General features: G+C 71.6%; 23 protein-coding genes. 11 read left to right on the top strand and 12 right to left on the bottom strand.

Features of this window, described 5'->3' with window-relative positions; all coding sequences use genetic code 11:
* The first annotated feature begins 53 nt into the window (after positions 1 to 53).
* The 5 genes from ACZ7LK_RS02305 to ACZ7LK_RS02325 all read left to right on the top strand — a co-directional run bounded on the left by ACZ7LK_RS02305 (position 54) and on the right by ACZ7LK_RS02325 (position 2,830).
* The gene (locus ACZ7LK_RS02305; protein WP_469465152.1) at positions 54 to 311 is read left to right on the top strand and encodes a hypothetical protein; all 258 of its coding nucleotides are present in this window, start codon (positions 54 to 56) and stop codon (positions 309 to 311) included.
* Positions 308 to 535 (top strand): hypothetical protein, encoded by a 228-nt coding sequence (locus tag ACZ7LK_RS02310; RefSeq protein WP_471137995.1) that lies wholly within the window; start codon positions 308 to 310, stop codon positions 533 to 535. Before ACZ7LK_RS02305 ends, ACZ7LK_RS02310 begins: the two co-directional genes overlap by 4 nt.
* 64 nt (positions 536 to 599) lie before the next feature.
* Positions 600 to 1,346 carry a DNA repair protein RecO gene (gene recO / locus ACZ7LK_RS02315; RefSeq protein ID WP_392276438.1) on the top strand — a complete coding sequence of 249 codons (747 nt, stop codon included), beginning with the start codon at positions 600 to 602 and terminating at the stop codon, positions 1,344 to 1,346.
* Between the two features lie 27 nt (positions 1,347 to 1,373).
* Positions 1,374 to 2,240, top strand: a complete 867-nt coding sequence (locus tag ACZ7LK_RS02320) for an isoprenyl transferase (RefSeq protein WP_392276439.1) — start codon at positions 1,374 to 1,376, stop codon at positions 2,238 to 2,240.
* A gap of 44 nt (positions 2,241 to 2,284) precedes the next feature.
* Positions 2,285 to 2,830 carry a YcxB family protein gene (locus tag ACZ7LK_RS02325; RefSeq protein ID WP_471137997.1) on the top strand — a complete coding sequence of 182 codons (546 nt, stop codon included), beginning with the start codon at positions 2,285 to 2,287 and terminating at the stop codon, positions 2,828 to 2,830.
* A 78-nt stretch (positions 2,831 to 2,908) separates the two neighbouring features.
* Here ACZ7LK_RS02325 and ACZ7LK_RS02330 read toward each other — a convergent pair whose 3' ends face one another.
* From ACZ7LK_RS02330 to ACZ7LK_RS02345, 4 genes are all read right to left on the bottom strand, one after another.
* Positions 2,909 to 3,316, bottom strand: a complete 408-nt coding sequence (locus tag ACZ7LK_RS02330; protein ID WP_198943973.1) for a Fur family transcriptional regulator — start codon at positions 3,314 to 3,316, stop codon at positions 2,909 to 2,911.
* 89 nt (positions 3,317 to 3,405) lie between these two features.
* Positions 3,406 to 4,314, bottom strand: a complete 909-nt coding sequence (locus ACZ7LK_RS02335; RefSeq protein WP_392276441.1) for a metal ABC transporter permease — start codon at positions 4,312 to 4,314, stop codon at positions 3,406 to 3,408.
* Between the two features lies 1 nt (position 4,315).
* Entirely contained in the window at positions 4,316 to 5,110 is a 795-nt protein-coding gene (locus ACZ7LK_RS02340) for a metal ABC transporter ATP-binding protein (RefSeq protein WP_392276442.1), read from the bottom strand.
* 5 nt (positions 5,111 to 5,115) lie between these two features.
* A complete protein-coding gene (locus ACZ7LK_RS02345; protein ID WP_392276443.1) occupies positions 5,116 to 6,102 on the bottom strand; it encodes a metal ABC transporter substrate-binding protein in 987 nt (328 codons plus the stop codon).
* 144 nt (positions 6,103 to 6,246) lie between these two features.
* On the opposite strand from ACZ7LK_RS02345, the gene ACZ7LK_RS02350 reads away from it, so the two are divergent.
* On the top strand, positions 6,247 to 7,629 hold the full coding sequence (locus ACZ7LK_RS02350; RefSeq protein ID WP_189551384.1) for a glycine--tRNA ligase: 1,383 nt from the start codon (positions 6,247 to 6,249) through the stop codon (positions 7,627 to 7,629).
* 81 nt (positions 7,630 to 7,710) lie between these two features.
* Here the strand turns inward: ACZ7LK_RS02350 and ACZ7LK_RS02355 are convergent, their stop codons facing one another.
* A complete protein-coding gene (locus tag ACZ7LK_RS02355; protein WP_469465154.1) occupies positions 7,711 to 8,307 on the bottom strand; it encodes a TetR/AcrR family transcriptional regulator in 597 nt (198 codons plus the stop codon).
* Positions 8,308 to 8,338: 31 nt separating this feature from the next.
* Positions 8,339 to 9,355: an aldo/keto reductase gene (locus ACZ7LK_RS02360; RefSeq protein WP_392276445.1), complete on the bottom strand. Its 1,017-nt coding sequence runs from the start codon at positions 9,353 to 9,355 to the stop codon at positions 8,339 to 8,341.
* 249 nt (positions 9,356 to 9,604) lie between these two features.
* Between ACZ7LK_RS02360 and ACZ7LK_RS02365 the strand changes: the two genes are divergently transcribed.
* Positions 9,605 to 9,787 (top strand): DUF6243 family protein, encoded by a 183-nt coding sequence (locus tag ACZ7LK_RS02365; RefSeq protein ID WP_392276446.1) that lies wholly within the window; start codon positions 9,605 to 9,607, stop codon positions 9,785 to 9,787.
* Positions 9,788 to 9,931: 144 nt separating this feature from the next.
* Here the strand turns inward: ACZ7LK_RS02365 and ACZ7LK_RS02370 are convergent, their stop codons facing one another.
* Positions 9,932 to 11,374, bottom strand: a complete 1,443-nt coding sequence (locus ACZ7LK_RS02370) for an MFS transporter (protein ID WP_392276447.1) — start codon at positions 11,372 to 11,374, stop codon at positions 9,932 to 9,934.
* Positions 11,375 to 11,431: 57 nt separating this feature from the next.
* Between ACZ7LK_RS02370 and dusB the strand changes: the two genes are divergently transcribed.
* From dusB to ACZ7LK_RS02385, 3 genes are all read left to right on the top strand, one after another.
* Positions 11,432 to 12,568: a tRNA dihydrouridine synthase DusB gene (dusB, locus tag ACZ7LK_RS02375; protein WP_469465155.1), complete on the top strand. Its 1,137-nt coding sequence runs from the start codon at positions 11,432 to 11,434 to the stop codon at positions 12,566 to 12,568.
* Between the two features lie 435 nt (positions 12,569 to 13,003).
* Positions 13,004 to 15,715 carry a pyruvate, phosphate dikinase gene (gene ppdK, locus ACZ7LK_RS02380; protein ID WP_471138002.1) on the top strand — a complete coding sequence of 904 codons (2,712 nt, stop codon included), beginning with the start codon at positions 13,004 to 13,006 and terminating at the stop codon, positions 15,713 to 15,715.
* A 706-nt stretch (positions 15,716 to 16,421) separates the two neighbouring features.
* Entirely contained in the window at positions 16,422 to 17,462 is a 1,041-nt protein-coding gene (locus ACZ7LK_RS02385) for an ArsR/SmtB family transcription factor (protein ID WP_392276450.1), read from the top strand.
* Here the strand turns inward: ACZ7LK_RS02385 and ACZ7LK_RS02390 are convergent.
* Both ACZ7LK_RS02390 and ACZ7LK_RS02395 read right to left on the bottom strand, forming a co-directional pair.
* Entirely contained in the window at positions 17,432 to 18,592 is a 1,161-nt protein-coding gene (locus tag ACZ7LK_RS02390) for a PhoX family protein (protein ID WP_471138004.1), read from the bottom strand. The genes ACZ7LK_RS02385 and ACZ7LK_RS02390 overlap by 31 nt on opposite strands.
* A 94-nt stretch (positions 18,593 to 18,686) precedes the next feature.
* The gene (locus ACZ7LK_RS02395) at positions 18,687 to 18,845 is read right to left on the bottom strand and encodes a hypothetical protein (RefSeq protein WP_469464973.1); all 159 of its coding nucleotides are present in this window, start codon (positions 18,843 to 18,845) and stop codon (positions 18,687 to 18,689) included.
* 69 nt (positions 18,846 to 18,914) lie between these two features.
* Here ACZ7LK_RS02395 and ACZ7LK_RS02400 point away from each other — a divergent pair, with 69 nt between their 5' ends.
* On the top strand, positions 18,915 to 19,325 hold the full coding sequence (locus ACZ7LK_RS02400; RefSeq protein ID WP_392276453.1) for a VOC family protein: 411 nt from the start codon (positions 18,915 to 18,917) through the stop codon (positions 19,323 to 19,325).
* A 106-nt stretch (positions 19,326 to 19,431) separates the two neighbouring features.
* Here ACZ7LK_RS02400 and nirD read toward each other — a convergent pair whose 3' ends face one another.
* Genes nirD through ACZ7LK_RS02415 form a run of 3 tightly spaced genes read right to left on the bottom strand, consistent with a single transcriptional unit; the run spans position 19,432 to position 23,478 of the window.
* Positions 19,432 to 19,779, bottom strand: coding sequence for a nitrite reductase small subunit NirD (nirD, locus tag ACZ7LK_RS02405; protein WP_392276454.1), 348 nt, complete (start codon positions 19,777 to 19,779; stop codon positions 19,432 to 19,434).
* Positions 19,776 to 22,295 carry a nitrite reductase large subunit NirB gene (gene nirB / locus ACZ7LK_RS02410; protein ID WP_471138007.1) on the bottom strand — a complete coding sequence of 840 codons (2,520 nt, stop codon included), beginning with the start codon at positions 22,293 to 22,295 and terminating at the stop codon, positions 19,776 to 19,778. Before nirB ends, nirD begins: the two co-directional genes overlap by 4 nt.
* 1 nt (position 22,296) lies before the next feature.
* A complete protein-coding gene (locus ACZ7LK_RS02415; RefSeq protein ID WP_471138009.1) occupies positions 22,297 to 23,478 on the bottom strand; it encodes an NAD(P)/FAD-dependent oxidoreductase in 1,182 nt (393 codons plus the stop codon).
* Between the last annotated feature and the right edge of the window lie 188 nt (positions 23,479 to 23,666).

Here is a 23,666-nt window from a genome sequence, read left to right on the forward strand (position 1 = left end):
CGCAACCGCCAATGCTAGAGGCGCGGGTCCATCCTGGGGGCAGTAAGCGGGAAATGGATTCGGAAAGGACCGTGTTGGTGAAGGAACAAAGCGAGCGACAGCCGTCGGGGACCGTCGAGGACGCGAAGGAGGCGGTGGCGGAATTGCGCGCGGCACTGGAAAGGGCGGGAATCACGCTCCCGTCACTGGGGCTGGACCCCGTCACATGCGCCGCGGAGCCCCCTCGGCCGCTCGTCGAACTGGGACGTTGCACGGTGGGGACGGCGCGCCGGCTGGCCGCCGCCCTGCCGGAGGAAGGTGGACGGGAATGAGCCTGCCGTTCGGGTTGCCGGTCGGGTCGTACGTCGTGGACGTCCGCAGCGGGCGCGTGGGGCGCCTCATGGGGCACGTGGGGCCGTACGTCCAGCTCAGGCCCATCGGTGGCGGCCGGGAGTGGGACTGCCCCCCGGACGGGCTGCGGCCCGCGACGGACGCGGAGCGGATCAGCGCGGCGACGTCGTACGTGAACGCGCGGAGCCGGGGCGAGGTGCCTTGACGCCGCCGGGGCCGGGTTCCCGGGCCGGGCCCCGGCCGCCGTCCCGGTACGGGACAATGGGTCCATGACCCTGTTCCGCGACGACGGCATCGTGCTGCGCACCCAGAAGCTGGGTGAGGCGGACCGCATCATCACGATCCTCACGCGCGGGCACGGGCGCGTACGGGCCGTCGCCCGGGGGGTGCGCCGGACGAAGTCGAAGTTCGGCGCCCGGCTGGAACCCTTCAGCCACGTCGACGTGCAGTTCTTCGCGCGCGGCAGCGAGCTGGTGGGGCGCGGGCTGCCGCTGTGCACGCAGAGCGAGACGATCGCGGCGTACGGCAGCGGGATCGTCACCGACTACGCGCGGTACACGGCCGGTACCGCCATGCTGGAGACCGCCGAGCGGTTCACCGACCACGAGGGCGAGCCCGCCGTGCAGCAGTACCTGCTGCTGATCGGGGGATTGCGGACCCTGTCGCGCGGGGAGCACGCCCCGCACCTGATCCTGGACGCCTTCCTGCTCCGCTCGCTCGCCGTGAACGGCTACGCGCCCTCGTTCGACGACTGCGCGCGGTGCGGGCTGCCGGGGCCGAACCGGTTCTTCTCGGTCGGGGCGGGCGGGGTCATATGCGGCGACTGCCGGGTGCCCGGGAGCGTCGTACCCTCTGCGGAGGCCGTCGGTCTGCTCAGCGCGCTGCTGACCGGCGACTGGGAGACGGCGGACGCGTGCGAACCGCGCCACGTCAGGGAGGGGAGCGGACTGGTGTCCGCGTATCTGCACTGGCACCTGGAGCGAGGGCTGCGCTCCCTGCGGTACGTCGAGAAGTAGCAGCAGATTGAGGAGAGTGTGAGCCGCATGGCACGACGCGGATTCCTGGGCCGGTCCCGCCGCGACTACAAGGACGTCGAGCGGCACCCGTCCGGCGCGCGCCCGCCGAAGATCCCGGGTGAGCTGGTCCCGAACCACGTCGCCATCGTCATGGACGGCAACGGGCGCTGGGCGAAGGACCGCGGCCTGCCCCGCACCGAGGGCCACAAGGTCGGCGCCGAGCGGGTCCTGGACGTCCTCCAGGGCGCGATCGAGATGGGCGTCGGGGCGATCTCCCTGTACGCCTTCTCGACCGAGAACTGGAAGCGCTCGCCGGACGAGGTGCGCTTCCTGATGAACTTCAACCGCGACTTCATCCGCAAGACCCGCGACCAGCTCGACGAGCTGGGCATCCGGGTGCGCTGGGTGGGCCGGATGCCCAAGCTGTGGAAGTCGGTGGCCAAGGAGCTCCAGATCGCCCAGGAGCAGACCAAGGACAACGACCGGCTGACCCTGTACTTCTGCATGAACTACGGCGGCCGCGCGGAGCTGGCGGACGCGATGCAGGGGATCGCCGCGGACGTGAAGGCGGGCCGGCTCGACCCGTCGAAGGTCAGCGAGAAGACGATCCAGAAGTACCTCTACTACCCGGACATGCCGGACGTGGACCTGTTCCTGCGGCCCAGCGGTGAGCAGCGCACCTCGAACTACCTGATCTGGCAGAGCGCGTACGCCGAGATGGTCTTCCAGGACGTGCTGTGGCCGGACTTCGACCGGCGCGACCTGTGGCGGGCGTGCCTGGAGTTCGCCCAGCGCGACCGGCGCTTCGGCGGGGCGATCCCGAACGAGGAACTGCTGGCCATGCAGGGCCGCCCGGAGGGCGAGCGGGCGGTGACCGACGGGCCGGCCGTCTGACCCGGCCGCTACGATCACGGCTTTGTCCATGACAAGGAGGGGCCGTGACCGAAGCAGTGTCCGGAACGACGCGGGACACCGTGGAGCTGACCTACGTTCCCGTTCTCGCCGACGCGGTGGGGGCGATCCGCGCGCGGGCCCGGGCCACCCCGTCGGGGCGGCTCCAGAACGGGGTGCTGCTGGCCTGCGCGCTGTTCATGCTGGGCTCACTCGTCCTGAGCCTCACCGGCCCGGACGGGCCGAGCGTGGGCGGGGCGCTGCTCTGCCTCGTGGTGCTGCTCTTCGTTCTCGGCGTGTACCTGCTGGTCCCCGGCCTCCAGGGGCAGCAGGTGCACCGGATGTACGCCACCCAGGGCGAGTACCGGGTGGTCGTGGACGACGACGGCGTCCGGCAGTCCTCGCGGGACCTGGACATGACGTACCGCTGGCCCGCGCTGCCCCGGTACACCGAGACCGCCGAGCTGTTCGTGCTGCTCACCGGCGACCGGCACGGCGTGGGCATGGCCATCCTGCCCAAGCGGGCCGTCGACGGCCCGGACGGCGCCGACCGGCTGCGGGCCATCCTGGACCGGCACATCACCCGGCTGTGACGCACCACGCGTGAGGGCCCGCACCGGCGGTCCGGTGCGGGCCCTCACGCGTACGGCGTCACGCGGCGGCCGTCCGTGTCACTTGGCGGCGCACTCCGCGCACGTACCGAAGATCTCCACCGTGTGCGCCACGTTCACGAAGCCGTGCTCGCCGGCGATCGTCTCGGCCCACTGCTCCACCGCGGGGCCCTCGACCTCCACCGCCTTGCCGCACATGCGGCACACCAGGTGGTGGTGGTGCTCGCCGCTGGAGCAGCGGCGGTAGACCGCCTCGCCGTCGCTGGTGCGCAGCACGTCGACCTCGCCCGCGTCGGCGAGGGACTGAAGGGTGCGGTAGACCGTCGTCAGGCCCACCGAGTCGCCGCGGTGCTTGAGCATGTCGTGCAGCTCCTGCGCGCTGCGGAACTCGTCCACCTCGTTCAGCGCCGCCGACACGGCAGCTCGCTGCCGGGTCGACCGGCCGCGCACGCCGGGGGTTCCAGCCATCGCCACAGGTGCCTCCTCAACACTCGGCCCGCTCACACGTACGTCGGGCCATTCTGCCAGGCCCCGCCGAGGGGCCCGGCAGTCCCGCGTCAGACCTTCCCGGCCGTGACGTCGCCGGCCGCCGGGCCGCGGGTGCCGTCGACGGCCACGTCACAGGCGTCGGCGGACCCGGGTTCGGCGGCCCGGGCACGGCGCCGGGCCAGGGGCGCGGCCAGGGCGGTCAGCACGATGAACACCGCGATGGCCAGCAGGACGATCGTCGCGCCGGGCGGCACGTCCTGGTAGTAGGACGTCACCGTGCCGGCCAGGGTCACGGCCGTACCGATGAGGACCGCCAGCGCGAACGTCATCCGGAAGCTCCGGGTGAGCTGCTGCGCCGCCGCGACCGGCACCACCATCAGGGCGCTGACCAGCAGCAGCCCGACGACCCGCATGGCGACCGTGACGGTCACCGCGGCGGTGACCGCGATCAGCAGGTTTAGCGCTCGCACGGGCAGCCCGGTCACCCGCGCGAACTCCTCGTCCTGGCTGACGGCGAAGAGCTGGCGCCGCAGCCCCACCGTGACGAGGATCACGAACGCCGCCAGCGCGCAGATGGCGGCGACGTCCTCCTCGGACACCGTGGACAGGGAGCCGAAGAGGTACGAGTTGAGGTTGGCGTTGGAGCCGGTCGGCGACAGGTTGATCAGCATGACGCCGCCGGCCATGCCGCCGTAGAAGAGCAGCGCCAGCGCGATGTCGCCGCGGGTGCGCCCGTACGCCCGGATCAGCTCCATGGTGATGGCGCCGGCGACCGAGACGGCCGCGGCCATCCACACCGGGTTGGTGGACAGCAGGAACCCGAGTCCGACGCCGGTCATGGCGACGTGGCCGATGCCGTCGCCCATCAGGGCCTGCCGGCGCTGGACCAGGTAGATGCCGACGGCCGGGGCCGTGATGCCGACCAGGACGGCCGCGAGCAGCGCGCGCTGCATGAAGGCGAGCTGGAGGATTTCCATGTCAGGTCAGCAGTCCCGTGCGGAGCGGCTCGTCGGCCGCGTGCGGATGTACGTGGTCGTGGCCGGGCAGCGCGTGCTGGCCGACGGCTCTCGGCGGCGGCCCGTCGTGGACGACGCAGCCGTCCCGCAGCACGACCGCGCGGTCGATCAGCGGCTCCAGCGGGCCCAGCTCGTGCAGGACGAGCAGGACGGTCGCCCCCTCCGCGACCTGCTCGCGCAGCGTCGAGGCGAGGATCTCCTGGCTGGCCAGGTCGACGCCCGCCATCGGCTCGTCCATGATCAGCAGCTCGGGGTCGGCGGCGAGGGCCCGGGCGATCAGCACCCGCTGGTGCTGGCCGCCGGACAGGGCGCTCACCGAGTCCTTGGCGCGGTCGGCGAGCCCCACCAGCTCGATGGCCCGCTCCACGGCCGCCCGGTCCGCCCTGGAGGGCCACCCCAGCCGCGTACGGGACAGCCGGCCCGACGAGACGACCTCGCGGATCGTGGCCGGGACGCCGCTGGCGGCGGTGGTGCGCTGCGGGACGTACCCGACGCGCGCCCAGTCGCGGAACCGTCGCAGCTCCGTGCCGAACAGCTCCACGGACCCGCTGGTCAGCGGGACCTGGCCGATCACGGACCGCACGGCGGTGGACTTGCCGGAGCCGTTCGCGCCGAGCAGGGCGACGACCTCACCGCGCCGGACGGTGAGGTCGACCCCGCGCAGCACGGGGCGGGAACCCAGCGAGGCGGTGGCTCCGCCGAGGGTGATGACGGGCTCGGATATGGCCGGCTCTCTGCTCACGTCGCTGCCTCCCATGTGTGTCACTTGGCGCCGAGGGCCTTCTGGAGCGCGGCGAGATTGGACTCCATGACCTCGATGTAGTCAGCACCCCTGGACGTGTCCGTGATTCCCTCCAGCGGGTCCAGGACGTCCGTCCTGAGGCCGGTGTCCCGGGCGAGGGTCTTCGCGGTCCTGTCGCTGGCCAGCGTCTCGAAGAAGACGGTGGTGACCTTGTCCTTCCTCGCGGTGTCCTGGAGCTCCTTGATCCGGGCGGGGCTCGGCTCGGACTCGGGGTCCACGCCGGAGATGCCCTCCTGGTCCAGGCCGTACCGCTCGGCGAGGTAGCCGAAGGCGGAGTGGGTGGTGATGAAGGTCTTGGTGGCGGAGTTCTTGAGGCCGCCCGCGAACCTGGCGTCGAGGCCGTCGAGCTTCTTGACGAGAGCGGCGGTGTTCTTCTCGTAGGCCGCGGCGTTGTCCGGGTCGGCCTTCGCCATCGAGGCGCCGACGCCCTTGGCGACCTCGGCGTACTTCACGGGGTCGAGCCAGATGTGCGGGTCGGCCCCGGCCTCTCCCTCGTCCTCGGCGTGGTGGTCGCCGTGCTCGTCGGCGTGCTCCTCGCCCTCGTGGGTGTGGCCGCCGGTGGCGGTGCCGTGCTTCTCCATCGTGGTGAGGGTGCCGGCGTCGACGGTGTGCTCGACGCCCGCCTGCTTGATGGCGTCGTCGACGGCGGGCTGGACGCCCTTGAGGTACAGGATGTAGTCCGCCTCGCCGAGCTCGCCGATCTGCCGCGGCTTCAGCTCCAGGTCGTGCGGCTCGACACCGGGCTTGGTGAGGGTGGTGACGGAGACGTGGTCGCCGCCTATCTCCTCGGCCAGGAACTGCATCGGGTAGAACGACGCCACCACGTCCAGCTTGCCGTCGTCGCCCGCGGCGGAGCCGGTGGAGCCCCCGCAGGCGGAGAGCGTGACCAGGCCGAGGGCCACGGCTCCGGCGACGGCGGTGGTGGGTATGAGGCGTCGTACGTTCATGGGATTCATTTTCAACAATACTGGAAACGATTGTCAACAAAGGGGGTACGTGGCCCCGGCCACCCACCGATTTGATCCCAGGGGTGCGCGCGCCGGTAACCTGAAGCATTCGCCGTTCGCCATCGTCGTTATGAAGAGAGCACAGTGGCCGCCGACAAGATCGACTCGATCGTCAACCTGAGCAAGCGCCGTGGCTTCGTCTACCCGTGCAGTGAGATCTACGGCGGTCAGCGGGCCGCCTGGGACTACGGGCCGCTGGGTGTCGAGCTCAAGGAGAACCTCAAGCGCCAGTGGTGGCGCTACATGGTCACCTCGCGCGAGGACGTCGTCGGTATCGACTCGTCGGTGATCCTGGCGTCCGAGGTCTGGGAGGCCTCCGGCCACGTCGCCACGTTCACCGACCCGCTCACCGAGTGCACCTCCTGCCACAAGCGCTTCCGTGCGGACCACCTGGAGGAGGCGTACGAGGAGAAGCACGGCCGCCTTCCCGAGAACGGCCTGAAGGACCTGGGCTGCCCCAACTGCGGCAACAAGGGCACCTTCACCGAGCCCAAGCAGTTCTCCGGCCTGCTCTCCACGCACCTCGGCCCGACCCAGGACTCCGGCTCCGTCGCCTACCTGCGCCCCGAGACCGCCCAGGGCATCTTCACCAACTTCGCCCAGGTGCAGCAGACTTCGCGCAAGAAGCCCCCGTTCGGCATCGCGCAGATGGGCAAGTCCTTCCGGAACGAGATCACTCCGGGCAACTTCATCTTCCGCACCCGCGAGTTCGAGCAGATGGAGATGGAGTTCTTCGTCAAGCCGGGCGAGGACGAGCAGTGGCAGGAATACTGGATGGAGCAGCGCTGGAACTGGTACCGCGACCTGGGTCTCCGTGAGGAGAACATGCGCTGGTACGAGCACCCCAAGGAGAAGCTCTCCCACTACTCCAAGCGCACCGCCGACATCGAGTACCGCTTCCAGTTCGGCGGCAGCGAGTGGGGCGAGCTGGAGGGCGTCGCCAACCGCACCGACTACGACCTGTCGGCCCACTCCAAGGCCTCCGGCACGGACCTGTCGTTCTTCGACCAGGAGGCCGGCGAGCGCTGGACGCCGTACGTCATCGAGCCCGCCGCCGGTGTCGGCCGCGCGATGCTGGCGTTCCTCCTCGACGCGTACAACGAGGACGAGGCCCCCAACGCCAAGGGCGTGATGGAGAAGCGCACCGTGATGCGCCTCGACCCGCGCCTCGCGCCGGTCAAGGTCGCGGTGCTGCCGCTCTCCCGCAACCCGCAGCTCTCGCCGAAGGCCAAGGGCCTGGCGGCCGACCTGCGCAAGAACTGGAACATCGAGTTCGACGACGCGGGCGCCATCGGCCGCCGTTACCGCCGCCAGGACGAGATCGGCACGCCGTTCTGCGTGACGGTCGACTTCGACACGCTCGACGACAACGCGGTGACCGTGCGCGAGCGCGACACCATGAAGCAGGAGCGCGTCTCCCTGGACCAGATCCAGGGCTACCTGGGCAGCCGCCTGCTCGGCTGCTGACCCTCCACCGCGCGTGCGGTGCAGCCCCCGGTTCCCTTGGGAGCCGGGGGCTTCCGCGTGCTCGCGTCCCCGCGGCCGGTCTCAGGCGCGCAGGCCGCGCAGCAGGAGGGAGACGACGGCGTCGAACGCGGCGTCGATGCCGGGGTCCGTCCAGTCGGCGGCGTGCACCGGGTCGTGGAAGCGGTCCGTGGCGTCGAAGACCGCACGGGCCGTGGCGGTGAAGCCGCCTCCCGCGCTCGGCGGAGCGGCGAACTCGCCCCGGCGGTGGCCGTCCTCGATGATCCGGGCGAGCTGCCCCACGAGGTGGTCCACGTGCTCGGCCACCACCCGGCTGCTCTCGCCGATCAGCACCTCGTACGTCGCGAACAGCTCCGGATCGGCGCCGGCCTTGCGGCGCTTGGCCGCGAACAGCGTCCTCAGCCAGCCGGTGAGCCGCTCGGCGGCCGGGCCGGGCCCGTCGGCGAAGGGGGCGAGCTCGGTCACCGCCCGCTCCAGCCAGCGCTCGGTGACGGCTTCGCGGAGCGCCGCCTTGGTGCGGAAGTGGCGGTAGACGCTGCCGTGGCTCACACCAAGGGCCCGGGCCACGTCGACCACCGTCGCCTTGCCGGGGCCGTAGCGCCGCAGCACCTCCTCGGTGGCTTCGAGGATGCGATCCGGGGTCAGGGCTTCGGTGCTCATGCCCCTGAAGGTACCGGGCCCGGGGGACCGGTCATCGCTCGCTGTCCAGGTGCGCCATCTGGGCCGCCGCGTAACGGTCGCCGGCCGCCGCGCCCGCCGGGACGGCCGCCTCGACGGCGGCGAGGTCGCCGGCGCCGAGCGTGACGTCCAGGGCGCCGAGGGCCTCCGCCAGCCGGTCGCGGCGGCGGGCGCCGACCAGCGGCACGATGTCGTCGCCCTGGGCGAGCACCCAGGCGATGGCGGTCTGGGCGACGGTGGCGCCGTTGCGCTCGGCGACCTCGCGCAGCCGGTCGACCAGGCCGAGGTTGTGGCGCAGGTTCTCCCCCTGGAAGCGGGGGCTCATGGCGCGGAAGTCGCCGGGCGCGAGGGCGCGGTCGTGGGTGAAGTGGCCGCTGATCAGGCCGCGGGACAGCACCCCGTACGCCGTGATGCCGATGCCCAGCTCACGCGCGGTCGGCAGGATCTCGTGCTCGATGCCGCGGGAGAGGAGCGAGTACTCGATCTGGAGGTCGGCGACCGGGGCGACCGCCGCCGCCCGGCGCAGCGTACCGGCGCCCACCTCGGACAGGCCGATGTGGCGTACGTGCCCGGCCTCCACCAGCTCGGCGATGGCGCCGACCGTCTCCTCGACCGGGACGTCGGGGTCCAGGCGGGAGAGGCGGTAGACGTCGATGTGGTCGGTGCCGAGGCGCTGGAGCGAGTACGCGGCGAAGTTCTTGACCGCCGCCGGGCGGCCGTCGTAGCCGGTGAAGCCGCCCTCGACGGTCCGCAGGGCGCCGAACTTGACGCTGGTCAGGGCCCGTTCGCGGGAGGCGGCGGGGGCGGTGCGCAGGGCCTCGTTGATCAGCAGCTCGTTGTGCCCCATGCCATAGAAGTCGCCGGTGTCCAGGAGCGTGACGCCCGCGTCGAGGGCGGCGTGGATCGTGGCGATCGACTCGGCGCGGTCGGCCTCGCCGTACAGGGCGGACATGCCCATGCAGCCGAGGCCGAGGGCGGAGACCCGGGGGCCGGTGGTGCCGAGGGTGCGGGAGGGGAGCGGGGAGGGCATGGCGGACTCCTCGGGAGGTCGGGAGGGGGGTGGGGGCGGGATACCTCCACCACAGTGACATGACTGCTGACAGATTTCAATATCTGTCAGCAGTCATGTCACGGGAAAAGTGGGTGCCGGGGTGTCCTGCGGCGGGGTACCGTCACCTCATGCCATTCCTTCCGATCTACGAGTGAGAGTGCGGCGGGTCCGACCGCCCGCCCCCCACGCGCCCCGAGCGGAACCACTTCTCACCACGATGGAGAACCCGTGGCCAAGAGCCGTAACAACCTTCTCGGCGTAGGCGGACAGCGGAAGAAGCTGTCCCGCGCCGACCAGCAGGGCTCCGCCCCCGCCCGCGCGGCCGACCGCCGCGCCGCGGCCGACCAGAAGCAGGAGCTCCTGCGCAAGATGCGCGAACGCGCACTGGGCGACGAGCAGCAGACCGGCTGACCGCCCGGCCCTGACCGGACCGCGCACGGCGATATGTCGCACGGCGCGGGCCGAAGGCCCGGACCACCCCTCGTACGGGGCGGTCCGGGCCTTTTCGCGTAACCGGTGCCTCGCGCGTGCCGGCGCCCGCGCGCGTGCCGGTGCTCAGTGCGGGACGGGCAGGGTCTCCGGCTCCTCCAGGCGGCGGGCCGTGCGGATGGCGGTGGTGCGGGCCCAGGGGCCGGTGGTGGCGGTGCCGACGAGGAGGACGAGGAATCCGAGGGCGGCGATGATCCACCAGGCGGGGCGGCTCGCGGCGACGAAGCCGGTCGTGTGCGAGGCGGGCGCGACGCCGGCGGCCAGGACGGCGCCGATGACCGCGACGCCCAGCGTCTGGCCGATCTGCCGGCTGGTCGAGGCGACGGCGGCGGCGACGCCCGCCTGGGCGCGGGGCATGCCCGAGACGGCCGTGTTGGTGATGGGGGCGTTCACCATGCCGAAGCCGAGGCCGAAGAGCACGTACCCCGTGAAGAGCAGCGGCGTGGACGTCTCGGCCTCGAAGGCCGCGAACAGCACGCCGCTCGCCGTCATCGTCACGCCCGCGACCAGCAGCGGCAGGCGCGGGCCCCGGCTGCCCACCATCCGCCCGGACACGGGCGCGCAGACCAGGGTGAGCGCCGCCATGGGAAGCATGTACAGCCCGGCGTGCAGCGCGGTGAGCCCCCGTACGTCCTGGAGGTACAGGGTGTTGATGAACAGGAACCCGCCCAGCGCGGCGAACGAGCACACCGCGATGATTGTCGCCCCGCTGAACGGCGCGCTGCGGAAGAAGCGCAGGTCGATCAGCGGCTCCGCGCGCCGGGGCTCGTACAGCACCAGGGCGATCAGCGCGAGCGCGGCCGCCGCCGCGAAGCCCGTGATCGTCGGCGAGGTCCAGCCGGACACGGGCGCCTCGATGATGGCGTACGTCAGACAGCCCAGGAACACCATGACGAGCAACTGGCCGACCGGGTCCACCCGGCGCGGCCGGGGCGCGCGGGACTCGGGGACGTACCGGAAGGTGAGGAACAGCGCGAGCAGGCCGACCGGCAGGTTGATCCAGAAGATGGAGCGCCAGCCGACCGAGTCGGTGAGCACCCCGCCGACCAGGGGGCCCGCCGCCATGGAGATGCCCACCACACCGCCCCAGACGCCGATGGCCCGGGCACGCGCGCGTGGCTCGGTGAACGTGTTGGTGATGATCGACATGGCGACCGGGTTGAGCATCGAGCCGCCCACCGCCTGCACCGTGCGGAAGGCGATCAGGGCGGGCAGGTTCGGCGCCAGGGAACAGAGGACCGAGCCGATCGTGAAGAGGACGAGCCCCGCCATGAAGACCTTGCGCCGGCCGATCCGGTCGGCGGTGGAGCCGGCGAGCATCAGCAGCGACGCCAGGACGAGGGTGTACGCGTCGATGGTCCACTGCATCCCGGCGACGGTCGCGTGCAGCTCCCGCCGTATGGAGGGCAGGGCGACGTTCAGGACGGTGTTGTCGAGGCTGACGATCAGCAGGCTCATGCAGCAGATCGCGAGGACCAGCAGCCGCCGGCGGTCGGTGGACTCGGGCATATATCCAAAGTACGCCTAACTAACGACCTCCTCGTTACGTGGGCGACAATGGGGGGCATGACCGCGTTCAGTCCTCTTGCCATCGGGCCGCACACCGTGCAGCCGCCGGTGGTGCTCGCGCCGATGGCCGGCATCACCAACGCCCCCTTCCGCACCCTGTGCCGCGAGTTCAGCGGCGGGAAGGGGCTGTTCGTGAGCGAGATGATCACGACACGGGCGCTGGTCGAGCGCAATGAGAAGACCATGCAGCTCATCCACTTCGACGAGACCGAGACGCCCCGCTCGATCCAGCTCTACGGCGTGGACCCGGTGACCGTCGGCAAGGCGGTCCGGATGATCGTCGACGAGGACCTCGCGGACCACATCGACCTGAACTTCGGCTGCCCGGTGCCCAAGGTCACCCGCAAGGGCGGCGGCTCCGCCCTGCCCTACAAGCGGCCGCTGCTGCGGGCGATCCTCAACGAGGCGGTCTCGAACGCCGGGGACCTGCCGGTCACGATGAAGATGCGCAAGGGCATCGACGACGACCACATCACCTTCCTGGACGCGGGCCGCATCGCCGTCGAGGAGGGCGTGACGGCCATCGCCCTGCACGGCCGCACCGCCGCCCAGCACTACGGCGGCACGGCCGACTGGGACGCCATCGCCCGGCTCAAGGAGCACGTCCCGGAGATCCCCGTCCTCGGCAACGGCGACATCTGGTCGGCGGACGACGCGCTGCGGATGATGCGCGAGACCGGGTGCGACGGCGTCGTCGTCGGGCGCGGCTGCCTGGGGCGGCCGTGGCTCTTCGGCGACCTGGTGGCGGCCTTCGAGGGGGCGGGGACGGCGGCCACGCCCACCCTGCGCGAGGTCGCGGACGTGATGGTGCGGCACGCCCGGCTGCTGGGGGAGTGGATCGGCGACGAGACCCGGGGCGTCATCGACTTCCGTAAGCACGTCGCCTGGTACCTGAAGGGGTTCGCGGTCGGTTCGGAGATGCGCAAGCGGCTGGCGGTGACCTCGTCGCTGGACGAGCTGCGCGCTCAGCTGAGCGAGCTGGACCTGGATCAGGCGTGGCCGGTGGGGGCGGACGGGCCGCGCGGCAGGACGTCCGGGAACAACCGGGTGGTACTGCCGGACGGGTGGCTCAAGGACCCCTACGACTGCGCTGCCGTCAGCGCGGACGCCGAACTGGACACCTCCGGCGGGTGACCCGCGCCGGGTGGGGCGAGGGGGTGCCGGAGGCTGCCCGGAGGCTGTGCCGGACCGGTCCGGATACTGGAATCCCGCGCTCCAGCAGGGCGTGATTCTCGCCACCCCTGATAGGGGTTGTGCTCAGATGAGCGCCAAATCGGCGGATGCACTTCTCAAAGGGTGGCACTCAGTGCCACCCTTTTTGTGTTCACAAGTTGAACGCAAGTGCCTGACTAGACGCTCACTTGAGCGGTTACCCCCAGCTTTGAGTCAAAGCTCATTCGGAGGCTGAAGGAGTCGGGCCGGAAAACCTACCGCGCGGTCACTTTCGATCTGGTGGCGGACGGGTGGTTAAGGCCGTATGACGGGTAGGCGTACGTACCCAGAAGCCTTCGATCTGGGTATGTTCCTCGCCGTCAGGGCAGCCACCGAGTCCTCGAGGAGTCGAGACCCGTGTCGGAAAACAAAGATCAGAAGTTCGTGTACGACTTCACCGAGGGCAACAAGGACCTGAAGGACCTGCTCGGCGGTAAGGGTGCCAACCTCGCCGAGATGACCAACCTGGGTCTTCCCGTGCCTCCCGGGTTCACCATCACCACCGAGGCCTGCAAGGTCTACCTCGACAGCGGCGACGAGCCGGTCGAGCTGCGCGACGAGGTCACCGCGCACCTCGACGCCCTCGAGGAGAAGATGGGCAAGAAGCTCGGCCAGGCCGACAACCCGCTTCTGGTCTCCGTCCGTTCCGGCGCCAAGTTCTCCATGCCCGGCATGATGGACACCGTCCTCAACATCGGACTCTCCGACAAGTCCGTCGAGGGCCTGGCCAAGCAGGCCGGGGACGAGCGGTTCGCCTGGGACTCCTACCGGCGCCTGATCCAGATGTTCGGCAAGACCGTCCTCGGCGTCGACGGCGAGCTCTTCGAGGAGGCCCTGGAGGATGCCAAGGCCGCCAAGAAGGTCACCGTCGACACCGACCTCGACGCGGGCGACCTGAAGAAGCTGGTCAAGCACTTCAAGAAGATCGTCAAGGCCGAGGCCGGCCGCGACTTCCCGCAGGACCCGCGCGAGCAGATGGACCTGGCCATCAAGGCCGTCTTCGACTCCTGGAACGGCGAGCGCGCCAAGCTCTACCGCCGCCAGGAGCGCATCCCGCACGACCTCGGCACGGCGGTCAACGTCTGCTCCATGGTCTTCGGCAACCTCGGCCCCGACTCCGGCACCGGCGTCGCCTTCACCCGCGACCCCGCCTCCGGCCACCAGGGCGTCTACGGCGACTACCTCCAGAACGCGCAGGGCGAGGACGTCGTCGCCGGCATCCGCAACACGGTGCCGCTGGCCGACCTCGAGTCGATCGACAAGGCGTCGTACGACCAGCTCATGCAGATCATGGAGACGCTGGAGAACCACTACAAGGACCTCTGCGACATCGAGTTCACCATCGAGCGCGGCCAGCTCTGGATGCTCCAGACCCGGGTCGGCAAGCGCACCGCCGGTGCCGCCTTCCGGATCGCGACGCAGCTCGTGGACCAGGGCCTGATCGACGAGGCGGAGGCGCTCCAGCGCGTCAACGGCGCCCAGCTCGCCCAGCTCATGTTCCCCCGCTTCGACGAGAAGGCGGAGGTCCAGCAGGTCGGGCGCGGCATCGCCGCCTCGCCCGGCGCGGCGGTCGGCAAGGCCGTCTTCGACTCGTACACCGCCGTCAAGTGGTCCCGGTCCGGCGAGAAGGTCATCCTGATCCGCCGGGAGACCAACCCCGACGACCTGGACGGCATGATCGCCGCCGAGGGCATCCTGACCTCGCGCGGCGGCAAGACCTCCCACGCGGCCGTCGTGGCGCGCGGCATGGGCAAGACCTGTGTCTGCGGCGCCGAGGAGCTGGAGGTCGACACCAAGCGCCGCCGGATGACCGTGCCCGGCGGGCACGTCGTCGAGGAGGGCGACGTGGTCTCCATCGACGGTTCCACCGGCAAGGTGTACCTCGGCGAGGTGCCCGTCGTGCCGTCCCCGGTCGTCGAGTACTTCGAGGGCCGGATGCATGCCGGCGCCGACGACGCCGACGAGCTGGTGCAGGCCGTGCACCGGATCATGGCGTACGCGGACCGGGTACGCCGGCTGCGCGTACGGGCCAACGCCGACAACGCCGAGGACGCCTCGCGGGCGCGGCGCTTCGGGGCCCAGGGCATCGGCCTGTGCCGCACCGAGCACATGTTCCTCGGCGAGCGGCGCGAGTACGTCGAGCGGCTCATCCTCGCCGACACCGACGAGGAGCGCGAGGACGCCCTGAAGGCCCTGCTGCCGCTCCAGAAGCAGGACTTCGTCGAGCTGTTCGAGGCGATGGACGGCCTGCCCGTCACGGTCCGCCTGCTGGACCCGCCGCTGCACGAGTTCCTGCCCGACATCACCGAGCTGTCGGTGCGCGTCGCCCTCGCCGAGGCCCGCAAGGAGCCGCACGAGAACGAGCTGCGGCTGCTCCAGGCCGTCCACCGGCTGCACGAGCAGAACCCGATGCTGGGCCTGCGCGGCGTACGCCTCGGGCTCGTCATCCCCGGCCTGTTCACCATGCAGGTGCGGGCCATCGCCGAGGCGGCCGCCCAGCGCGTCGAGGCCAAGGGCGACCCGCGCGCCGAGATCATGATCCCGCTGGTCGGCACGGTCCAGGAGCTGGAGCTGGTCCGCGACGAGGCCGAGCAGGTCATCGCCGAGGTGCAGGCGCAGACCGGCGTGGAGCTGACGCTGGCGCTCGGCACGATGATCGAGCTGCCGCGCGCCGCCGTGACCGCCGGTCAGATCGCCGAGTGCGCCGAGTTCTTCTCCTTCGGCACCAACGACCTCACCCAGACGGTGTGGGGCTTCTCCCGGGACGACGTGGAGGCCAGCTTCTTCACCGCGTACCTGGAGAAGGGCATCTTCGGCGTCAGCCCGTTCGAGACGATCGACAAGGACGGCGTCGGCGCGCTCGTGCGCAGCGCGGTCCAGGCCGGCCGGGCCACCCGCCCGGACATCAAGCTCGGCGTCTGCGGCGAGCACGGCGGTGACCCGGAGTCGGTGCACTTCTTCCACGAGGTGGGCCTGGACTACGTCTCCTGCTCGCCGTTCCGGATCCCGGTGGCGCGCCTGGAGGCGGGCCGCGCGGCCGCGCAGTCCAGCGGGAGCGACAGCCGCTGAACCAGGGCCGTGGCCGTCCACGCCCGGACGGCCACGGCGCCATGAGCCACCGGAGCCGCCGTCGGTCCCCGACCCTCACCGATCGGCGGCGGCTCCGGTATCCATGAAGGACGGGGCGGACACCTTGTGCGGAGGTGTCCGCCCCGTCGTCGTGCGTCCGGGGGAGCCGACCGGGGGAGCCGTCCGGGGGCCAGGAACCAGGGGCCGGGTGCCGTGGGGAGCCGGGGCCGGGGGCCGAGGGGCCGGGGGCCGAGGGACGCGGGGAGCCCGGGCCCGCGCGGGGTCCCCGGGGAGGAATGCGGGTTCCTGTTGCATTGCGGCCGGTTGAATTCCGGGCTGTTGAACACCGGACCTTTATGTCAGGTCAATGTACCGGCCAATGTCGGCTGAATGTGCTGATTCATCCCGCAAAGAACGGGCGGAGCGCGGCCACCGGATCCCCACCCGCCGACCGCGCCCCATTACCCCTGCCGGGCGGGAGAGCCGCAACCTTTCAGGTCCGCCGCCGGACGCGCGAAGCCCCCCACGGTCTTCACCACGTCACCTCGGTCCTGAAGGTTTCCTGCCCGACGGCGTACAGCTTTTCGGTTCACCCCCGGTCTCCGCGATGCGTTTCAACTGTGGCTGAAATGCCGTGGTGACGGCCTGTGATGGCATGCATACTCATTGGCGGGGGGTGATTGCGGATGCAACAGGGGTGGGTTCAGTGCTGCGTATTCATTTCACCGGGGACGACCTCGCGGGGGTCAGGATGGCCGCCCGGCCCGACGCGTTGTGGGAGACGATTCTCAGCTTTCACCGGCTGCGGGACCGGCGCGGCGCCCTGGTCTACGGAGCGTGGCGCTCGGAATCCCGGACGCGGCTGAACGGCGAGACGAGGCTCCTCGGCGCGCTCGTGCCGACCCGGGGCTATTTCCCCGACTTCCTCACGCCTCCCCAGGGCCTCGACGGCCTCGACGCGGGACTCCAGGCGGTGCGGGCCACCCCGCCGGCCCGGGTCCACACCGAACTGGCCCTGCTGGCCGCCTCCCGGCCCGGCTCGGCCCCGCTGCCCGCCTGGGCCCGCGACCTCGCCGAGGGCCGCCAGGAGCCGTTCGGACGCCTCGTCGGGGCGTTGCGCGGCTACCACCGGGCCGCCGTCGAGCCGTACTGGGCGCACATCGAGGCCCGCGTCGAGGCCGACCGGGCGGTGCGCGGGCGCGCCCTCCTCGACGGCGGCGCCGACGAACTGCTCGCCTCCCTGCCGCCGGTGCTGCGCTGGCGCGCGCCCGTGCTGGAGGCGGACTACCCCGTCGACCGTGAGCTGCACCTGGACGGGCGGGGCCTGCTGCTCCAGCCGTCGTACTTCTGCCGGGGCACCCCGGTGGTGCTCCGGGACCCCGAGCTGCCGCCCGTGCTGGTCTACCCCGTGACGCACACCGACGCGCCCGCCCCGGGCCCCGGCGAGCCCGGGGCGTCCCCGCTGGGCCGGCTCGTCGGGCACACCCGGTGCGCGGTCCTCAGGGCCATAGGGCACGGCGGTACGACCAGCGAGCTGGCCCGCCGCGCCGGGGTGTCCCTCGCCTCCGCCAGCCAGCACGCGGGCGTGCTGCGCGACGCCGGCCTGGTGGTCACCCTCCGCCAGGGCAGCTCCGTCCTGCACACCCTGACGCCACTGGGCGCCGCCCTCCTGCACGGGGGCGGCACCCAGCCCGGACAGCTCCAGCAGCGGCGGCGTTACGCGCGGAACGGCCCCGTCACCTCGTAGGTGATGCCGCCCGACGAACTGCCGGTGGTGCCCCGCTGGCTGGAGAAGTACAGCCGCTTGCCGTCCGGCGAGAAGGCCGGGCCGCAGATCTCCGAGCCGGACTGGCCGTTGATCCGCAGGAAGGGCGCCACCACGTCGTCGGGCGTGATGACGCAGATCTCCATGTTGCCGCCGTCCTCGGCGACGAACAGATCGCCGGAGGACGAGCCGGTGACGTTGTCCACGCCGGTCAGCGGGGCGGTGCCGCCGCTGACCAGCGAGTCGTCGTAGGCCAGCTCGTAGGTGTTGTCGGTGAGGTCGAGCTGCCAGAGGCGGTTGTCGCCCTTGGTGGTGAACCAGACGGTGTCGTTGGCGTAGTGGCAGCCCTCGCCGCCGTTGAACCGCTTGGCGCCGGAGACCTGGTCACGGGTGTAGGCGGGGGAGCCGTCCGGATCCGGCACGGTCACCCAGGTGAAGCTGCCGGAGGCGGCGGTGCCGGCCTTCAGCACCTGGAGGGTGCCGGCGGACAGGTCGCCCCAGGTGGTGGGGACGAAGCGGTACAGGCAGCCGTTGGTCTCGTCCTCGGTGAGGTACACGACCTTGCGCACGGGGTCGGCGGCGGCCGCCTCGTGCTTGAAGCGGCCCATCGCGTCCCGGCGCACGGGCCCGTTCACGCCGAACGGGTCGGTCTCGTACACGTACCCCAGGCTGACCTCCTCGCAGGACAGCCAGGTGTTCCACGGGGTCCTGCCGCCGGCGCAGTTCTGCCGGGTGTTCGACAGGATGCGGTAGGCGCCGGTGATGGCGCCGGTCGAGGAGAACGTCACGGCGCTCGCGCCGCCGCCCGGGTTGATCTCCGAGTTCGACACGTAGATCCAGCCCGTGCCGTCGGCGAAACAGGCGCCGCCGTCGGGGGCGTTGTGCCAGGTGTACGCGGTCGGCCCGACCTTCTGGCCGGAGCGGGCGATCACCCGGCTGGTGAAGCCGGCGGGCAACTGGATGCCGTTGGCGTCCGCCGCGCCGAGCGCCCCGTAGGGGCCCGGGCCGGGCTGGGCCGGGGCCGCGTAGGCCGCGCCCTGCATCAGGGTGCCGCCGAAGGCCGCCACCGTGCCGCCCATGACCGCTCCACGCAGGAAACTGCGACGTTCCACTTGTCACTCCAAGGGTGTGTGACCCTCCCGCCGCGCCGGTCGGGCGACGGGGCCGCGCGCTTCCGGAACCTAGGAGTCCCTCATGGACGGTGCATCAACGGCCGGTGAAGCGGAAGCGGCGGAGCCCTGCTGCTTCGGCGCGGGGGCGGTTCCCGGCCGGAACCGCGCCGGGCCCGGGCCCGGCGCCCGGGTGGGTGGAGTGGCGGGGGACGCCGAGTGGGGCGAAGTTCTTCCCGAGGGGTTGCTCGCGCACCGATGAATCGTGCCGGACTCCCCGGTCTACCCCCCGACAGCGACACACACGAGAGAAGAGAAGACGACCATGCCCCAGATGATCTTCGTGAACCTGCCGGTGAAGGACCTCGAGACCTCGAAGGCCTTCTGGAGCAAGCTCGGCTACTCCTTCAACGAGCAGTTCAGCGACGACAGGACCGCGTGCCTGGTCATCAGCGACACCATCTTCGTCATGCTGCTCACCGAGCCGCGCTTCAAGGACTTCACCAAGAAGGACGTCGCGGACGCGGCGCGCACCACCGAGGCGATCTTCGCGCTGAGCGCCGACAGCCGGGAGCGGGTCGACCGGCTGTGCGACGCCGCGCTGGCGTCCGGCGGGTCCGCCGCCAATGAGCCGCAGGACTACGGCACGATGTACGGCCGCTCCTTCCAGGACCCCGACCACCACCTGTGGGAGGTCATCTGGATGGACCCGAAGGTGGTGGAGGGCCAGGCCTGACCGGGCTCCCACCCCACCGCGTGGACCCGCACGCCGTCGCCCGGGTGGTCCAGGGCGGCGGCGCGGGCCGGCGCACGACACGGCGGCCCGCGCTCACCGCGGCGGGTCAGGCCACGGCCGCCGCGACGAGTTCCCGCGTCCGCACCGGGAAGACCGCCACCGACACCTCCTCGTCGTCCAGGCACCGCCCCGTCTCCAGGTCGAAGCGCTGCTTCAGCAGCGGCGACGCCACGAACGGCCGTCCGCCCGCCGAACCGATCAGGCCGCGCGACAGCACCTGGGCGCCGGTGAAGGGGTCCCGGTTGTCGATCGCGTACAGCCGGCCCGCCCGGTCCCGGAACAGCGCCGCCTGCCGGCCGTCCGGCAGCAGGGCCGCCATGCCGCGCCCCGGGGTCAGTACCGAGTCGTCGCAGACCGTCAGCCAGTCGTCGTCGTGGCAGAGTTCGAGCATCATCGGGCGGAGGCTCCTTCCAGGGGTTCCAGCGTGAGGATCGTCAGGTCCGGCTTGATCTGGCCGCGCTCGGGCACGAACTTCACCGACGGGTCCGGCGCGTCCGGGGCGTTCACGAAGGAGACGAACCGGCGCAGCCGCTCGGGGTCGTTCAGCGTCTCGGCCCACTCGTCGTGGTAGCTCGCCACGTGCGCGGCCATCAGCGCCTCCAGCTCGTCGCACAGCCCGAGCTTGTCGTGCACGACCACGTCCCGGAGGTGGTCCAGGCCGCCCTCCAGCCGCTCCAGCCAGGCCGCCGTGCGCTCCAGCCGGTCGGCGGTACGGATGTAGAACATCAGGAACCGGTCGATCAGCCGGATCAGCTCCGCGTCCGACAGGTCCTGGGCGAGCAGGTCCGCGTGGCGCGGCGTGGCGCCGCCGTTGCCGCCGACGTACAGGTTCCAGCCGTTCGCCGTGGCGATCACGCCGAAGTCCTTCGACTGGGCCTCCGCGCACTCGCGCGCACAGCCCGAGACGGCCGACTTGAGCTTGTGCGGGGCGCGCAGGCCCCGGTAGCGCAGCTCCAGGTCGATGGCCATCTTCACCGAGTCCTGCACGCCGTACCGGCACCAGGTCTGGCCCACGCAGGACTTCACCGTCCGCAGCGACTTGCCGTACGCGTGGCCCGACTCGAAGCCCGCGTCCACCAGCCGGGTCCAGATCTGCGGAAGCTGGTCCACCCGCGCGCCGAACAGGTCGATCCGCTGCCCACCCGTGATCTTGGTGTAGAGGCCGAAGTCCCGGGCCACCTCACCGATCACGATCAGTTTCTCCGGGGTGATCTCCCCGCCCGGGATGCGCGGCACGATCGAGTACGAGCCGTTGCGCTGCATGTTCGCCAGGAAGTGGTCGTTGGTGTCCTGGAGGGCCGCCCGCTCGCCGTCGAGGATGTACTCGTTGGTCAGGCTGGCCAGGATCGACGCCACGGCCGGCTTGCAGACCTCGCAGCCCTCGCCGCCGCGCGCCTCCTCGCGGCCGTGCGAGTCCAGCAGCTCCCCGTACGACGTGACGCGCAGGGTGCGGACGATCTCGTACAGCTCGCTGCGGGTGTAGGAGAAGCAGCCGCACATCCCGCTGTCGGCCGGCTTCGGCAGGAGCTGCTGGATCACCTTCACACAACTGCCGCAGCCGGTGCCCGCCTTGGTGCACTTCTTCACCTCGGGCAGCGAGGAGCAGGCGCAGATGGCGCCCTTGGTGACGTTGTGGCAGGAGCAGATGATCGCGTCGTCGGGGAGCGACTGCGGGCCCAGCGACACCGGCGCACCGGCACCGGCCGGCAGCACCAGCTGCTCGGGCGCCACCGGCGGCTTCGTCCCGGTCATCGGGCGCAGCATGCCGTACGACTCGGCGTCACCGACCAGGACACCGCCCAGCAGCACGCCGTCGGGGTCCACCACCAGCTTCTTGTAGATCCCGGAGCGGGAGTCCGAGTAGACGACGTCCAGGCAGCCCTCGGCCGTGCCGTGCGCGTCGCCGAAGGACGCCACGTCCACGCCGAGGAGCTTCAGCTTGGTGGACATGTCGGCACCCGTGAAGCCGTCCACCTCCTCGTCCGCGATCGTCGCGGCGGCGGTCAGCGCCATCTCGTACCCGGGCGCGACCAGGCCGTACACCCGGCCGTCCACCGCCATGGCGCACTCGCCGATCGCGTACACCGCCGGGTCCGACGTCCGGCACCGCTCGTCCACCGCGATGCCGCCGCGCTCGCCGACCGCCAGGCCGCAGTCGCGCGCAAGCTGGTCCCGGGGCCGTACGCCCGCCGAGAAGACCACCATGTCGGTGGTGACCGTCGAGCCGTCCGACAGGGCCATGCCGGTCACCCAGCCGTCCTCGGTGAGGACCTCCTGCGTACCGGTGCCGGTGTGGACGACGAGGCCCATGTTCTCGATGGTGCGCAGCAGCGCCGCGCCGCCGCCCTCGTCGACCTGCACCGGCATCAGCCGCGGCGCGAACTCCACCACGTGCGTCTCCAGGCCCAGGCCCTTGAGCGCGCCGGCCGCCTCCAGGCCGAGCAGCCCGCCGCCGACCACCGCGCCGGTCCGCGCCGTCTTGGCGTACTCCTCGATGGCGAGCAGGTCCTCGATCGTCCGGTAGACGAAGCAGCCCGTGGCGTCCTTGCCCGGCACCGGCGGGACGAAGGGGTAGGAGCCGGTGGCCAGCACGAGGGTGTCGTACGCGATCACCCGGCCGGCCCGCGAGGTGACCGTGCGGGCCTCGCGGTCGATGGTCTCGGCCGGGTCGTCCAGGTGCAGCTCGATGCCGTGGCGCGCCATGAAACCGTCCTCGACCATGGACAGGTCGTCGGGCGTCTTCCCGTCGAAGTACGAGGTCAGGCGCACCCGGTCGTACGCCGGGCGGGGCTCCTCGCAGAGCACGACGATCCGCGCCCGCTCCGTGACCCCGCGCTCGGCGAGGGCCTCCAGGAAGCGCTGGCCGACCATGCCGTGGCCGACGAGGACGATTGTGGGCATGTGGGCCATTTCAGGAGCCTCCGTCATGGGTGAGCAGATGGAGCAGGGGCGCTTCCGGGAGGGCCTCGTCGCCCTCCCAGGCCCGGGCGAGCGCCCCGACCGCGCCGAGGTCGCCGAGCAGCACGCCCCCGACGAGCCGGTCGCCTCGGACGACGACCTTCCGGTACGCGCCGCTGGTGGCGTCGGCGAGCTGCACGGTGTCGTCACCGGGCAGCGGCGTCGCCTCGCCGAACGCCGCCAGTTCGAGGGCGTCCATGCTGAGCCGGGTCAGCGCGCGGGTGCCCCGGTAGGCGCCGGTGCCGTGGGTCAGCACCTCGGTGAGGACGTCGGCCTGCTCCAGGGCGGCGCCGGCCAGCCCGTAGAGCCGGCCGTCGTGCTCGGCGCAGTCACCGACGGCGTGGATGTACGGGTCGGAGGTGCGCAGCCGGTCGTCCACGACGATCCCGCGCTTCACGTCCAGGCCCGCCTCCAGGGCGAGGCCCACGCGGGGGCGCACCCCGCAGGCGAGGACGACGACATCGGCGGCCAGCACGAAGCCGTCGGCCAGTTCGACCGCCTCCACCGTGTCGTCCACGCACCGCAGGCCCCGGACGCGGCACTCGGTGTGCACCTCCACGCCCAGGTCCGCCTCCAGGTGGCGGCGGAGGATCGCGGACGCGCCCGCGTCGAGCTGGCGCTCCATCAGGTGCTCGCCCTGCTGGGCCAGCACCACCTCCGCGCCCCGTGCGGCCAGCGCGCGGGCCGCCGACACGCCCAGCAGCCCGCCGCCGATCACCACCGCCCGCGCCCCGGGGCCCACCAGCGCGTCCAGCGCCAGGCAGTCGTCGAGCGTCCGGAACGCGTGCACCCCGGTCGGCAGCCGTCCGGCCCCCAGGCCCCGCAGCGGCGGCAGCACCGGGTTCGAGCCGGTGGCCAGCACGAGCCGGTCGTAGGCGAACGCCTCGCCGCCCGCGCAGTGCACCACCCGGGCGGCGCGGTCGATGCGGGTCACCCGCACCGAGTGCCGCGACCCGTCTTCCCGGGGGGCCGGCAGGGCGATGACCTCGGGCCCGTACCGCCCGGCCAGGACATCCGCGAGCAGCACCCGGTTGTACGGGGCGTGCGGCTCCTCGCCGAGCAGGGTGACGGGCAGCCGCTCGGCGAGACGCGCGCCCGCCGTGCCTCCGCCGACCACCACGATCCGTGAACTCATGCCCGTCAGCGTGCGTCGGCGGTGTTACCCGACCGCATCCCGATTGTTTCGCCCACGGAAAGCTGATCTCAGCGGAGCCCGGCTCCGGGCGTGAGGAGCAGCGGCGCGGACCCCGCCGCCCGGCGGCGCCCACCGGCGGCCGGACCTCAGAGGTACCTCAAGCCTCCCTGGTTCCGTGGACGGCACAC

The sequence above is a fragment of the Streptomyces sp. NPDC039423 genome (assembly GCF_055598725.1).

Excerpts from the sequence above, each read along its gene's own strand:
- ACZ7LK_RS02305 (WP_469465152.1), top strand. The coding sequence starts at position 54 with ATGGATTCGGAAAGGACCGTGTTGGTGAAGGAACAAAGCGAGCGACAG.
- ACZ7LK_RS02310 (WP_471137995.1), top strand. The coding sequence starts at position 308 with ATGAGCCTGCCGTTCGGGTTGCCGGTCGGGTCGTACGTCGTGGACGTC.
- recO (WP_392276438.1), top strand. The coding sequence starts at position 600 with ATGACCCTGTTCCGCGACGACGGCATCGTGCTGCGCACCCAGAAGCTG.
- ACZ7LK_RS02320 (WP_392276439.1), top strand. The coding sequence starts at position 1,374 with ATGGCACGACGCGGATTCCTGGGCCGGTCCCGCCGCGACTACAAGGAC.
- ACZ7LK_RS02330 (WP_198943973.1), bottom strand. The coding sequence starts at position 3,316 with ATGGCTGGAACCCCCGGCGTGCGCGGCCGGTCGACCCGGCAGCGAGCT.
- ACZ7LK_RS02335 (WP_392276441.1), bottom strand. The coding sequence starts at position 4,314 with ATGGAAATCCTCCAGCTCGCCTTCATGCAGCGCGCGCTGCTCGCGGCC.
- ACZ7LK_RS02340 (WP_392276442.1), bottom strand. The coding sequence starts at position 5,110 with ATGGGAGGCAGCGACGTGAGCAGAGAGCCGGCCATATCCGAGCCCGTC.
- ACZ7LK_RS02345 (WP_392276443.1), bottom strand. The coding sequence starts at position 6,102 with ATGAACGTACGACGCCTCATACCCACCACCGCCGTCGCCGGAGCCGTG.
- ACZ7LK_RS02355 (WP_469465154.1), bottom strand. The coding sequence starts at position 8,307 with ATGAGCACCGAAGCCCTGACCCCGGATCGCATCCTCGAAGCCACCGAG.
- ACZ7LK_RS02360 (WP_392276445.1), bottom strand. The coding sequence starts at position 9,355 with ATGCCCTCCCCGCTCCCCTCCCGCACCCTCGGCACCACCGGCCCCCGG.
- ACZ7LK_RS02370 (WP_392276447.1), bottom strand. The coding sequence starts at position 11,374 with ATGCCCGAGTCCACCGACCGCCGGCGGCTGCTGGTCCTCGCGATCTGC.
- dusB (WP_469465155.1), top strand. The coding sequence starts at position 11,432 with ATGACCGCGTTCAGTCCTCTTGCCATCGGGCCGCACACCGTGCAGCCG.
- ACZ7LK_RS02400 (WP_392276453.1), top strand. The coding sequence starts at position 18,915 with ATGCCCCAGATGATCTTCGTGAACCTGCCGGTGAAGGACCTCGAGACC.
- nirD (WP_392276454.1), bottom strand. The coding sequence starts at position 19,779 with ATGATGCTCGAACTCTGCCACGACGACGACTGGCTGACGGTCTGCGAC.
- nirB (WP_471138007.1), bottom strand. The coding sequence starts at position 22,295 with ATGGCCCACATGCCCACAATCGTCCTCGTCGGCCACGGCATGGTCGGC.
- ACZ7LK_RS02415 (WP_471138009.1), bottom strand. The coding sequence starts at position 23,478 with ATGAGTTCACGGATCGTGGTGGTCGGCGGAGGCACGGCGGGCGCGCGT.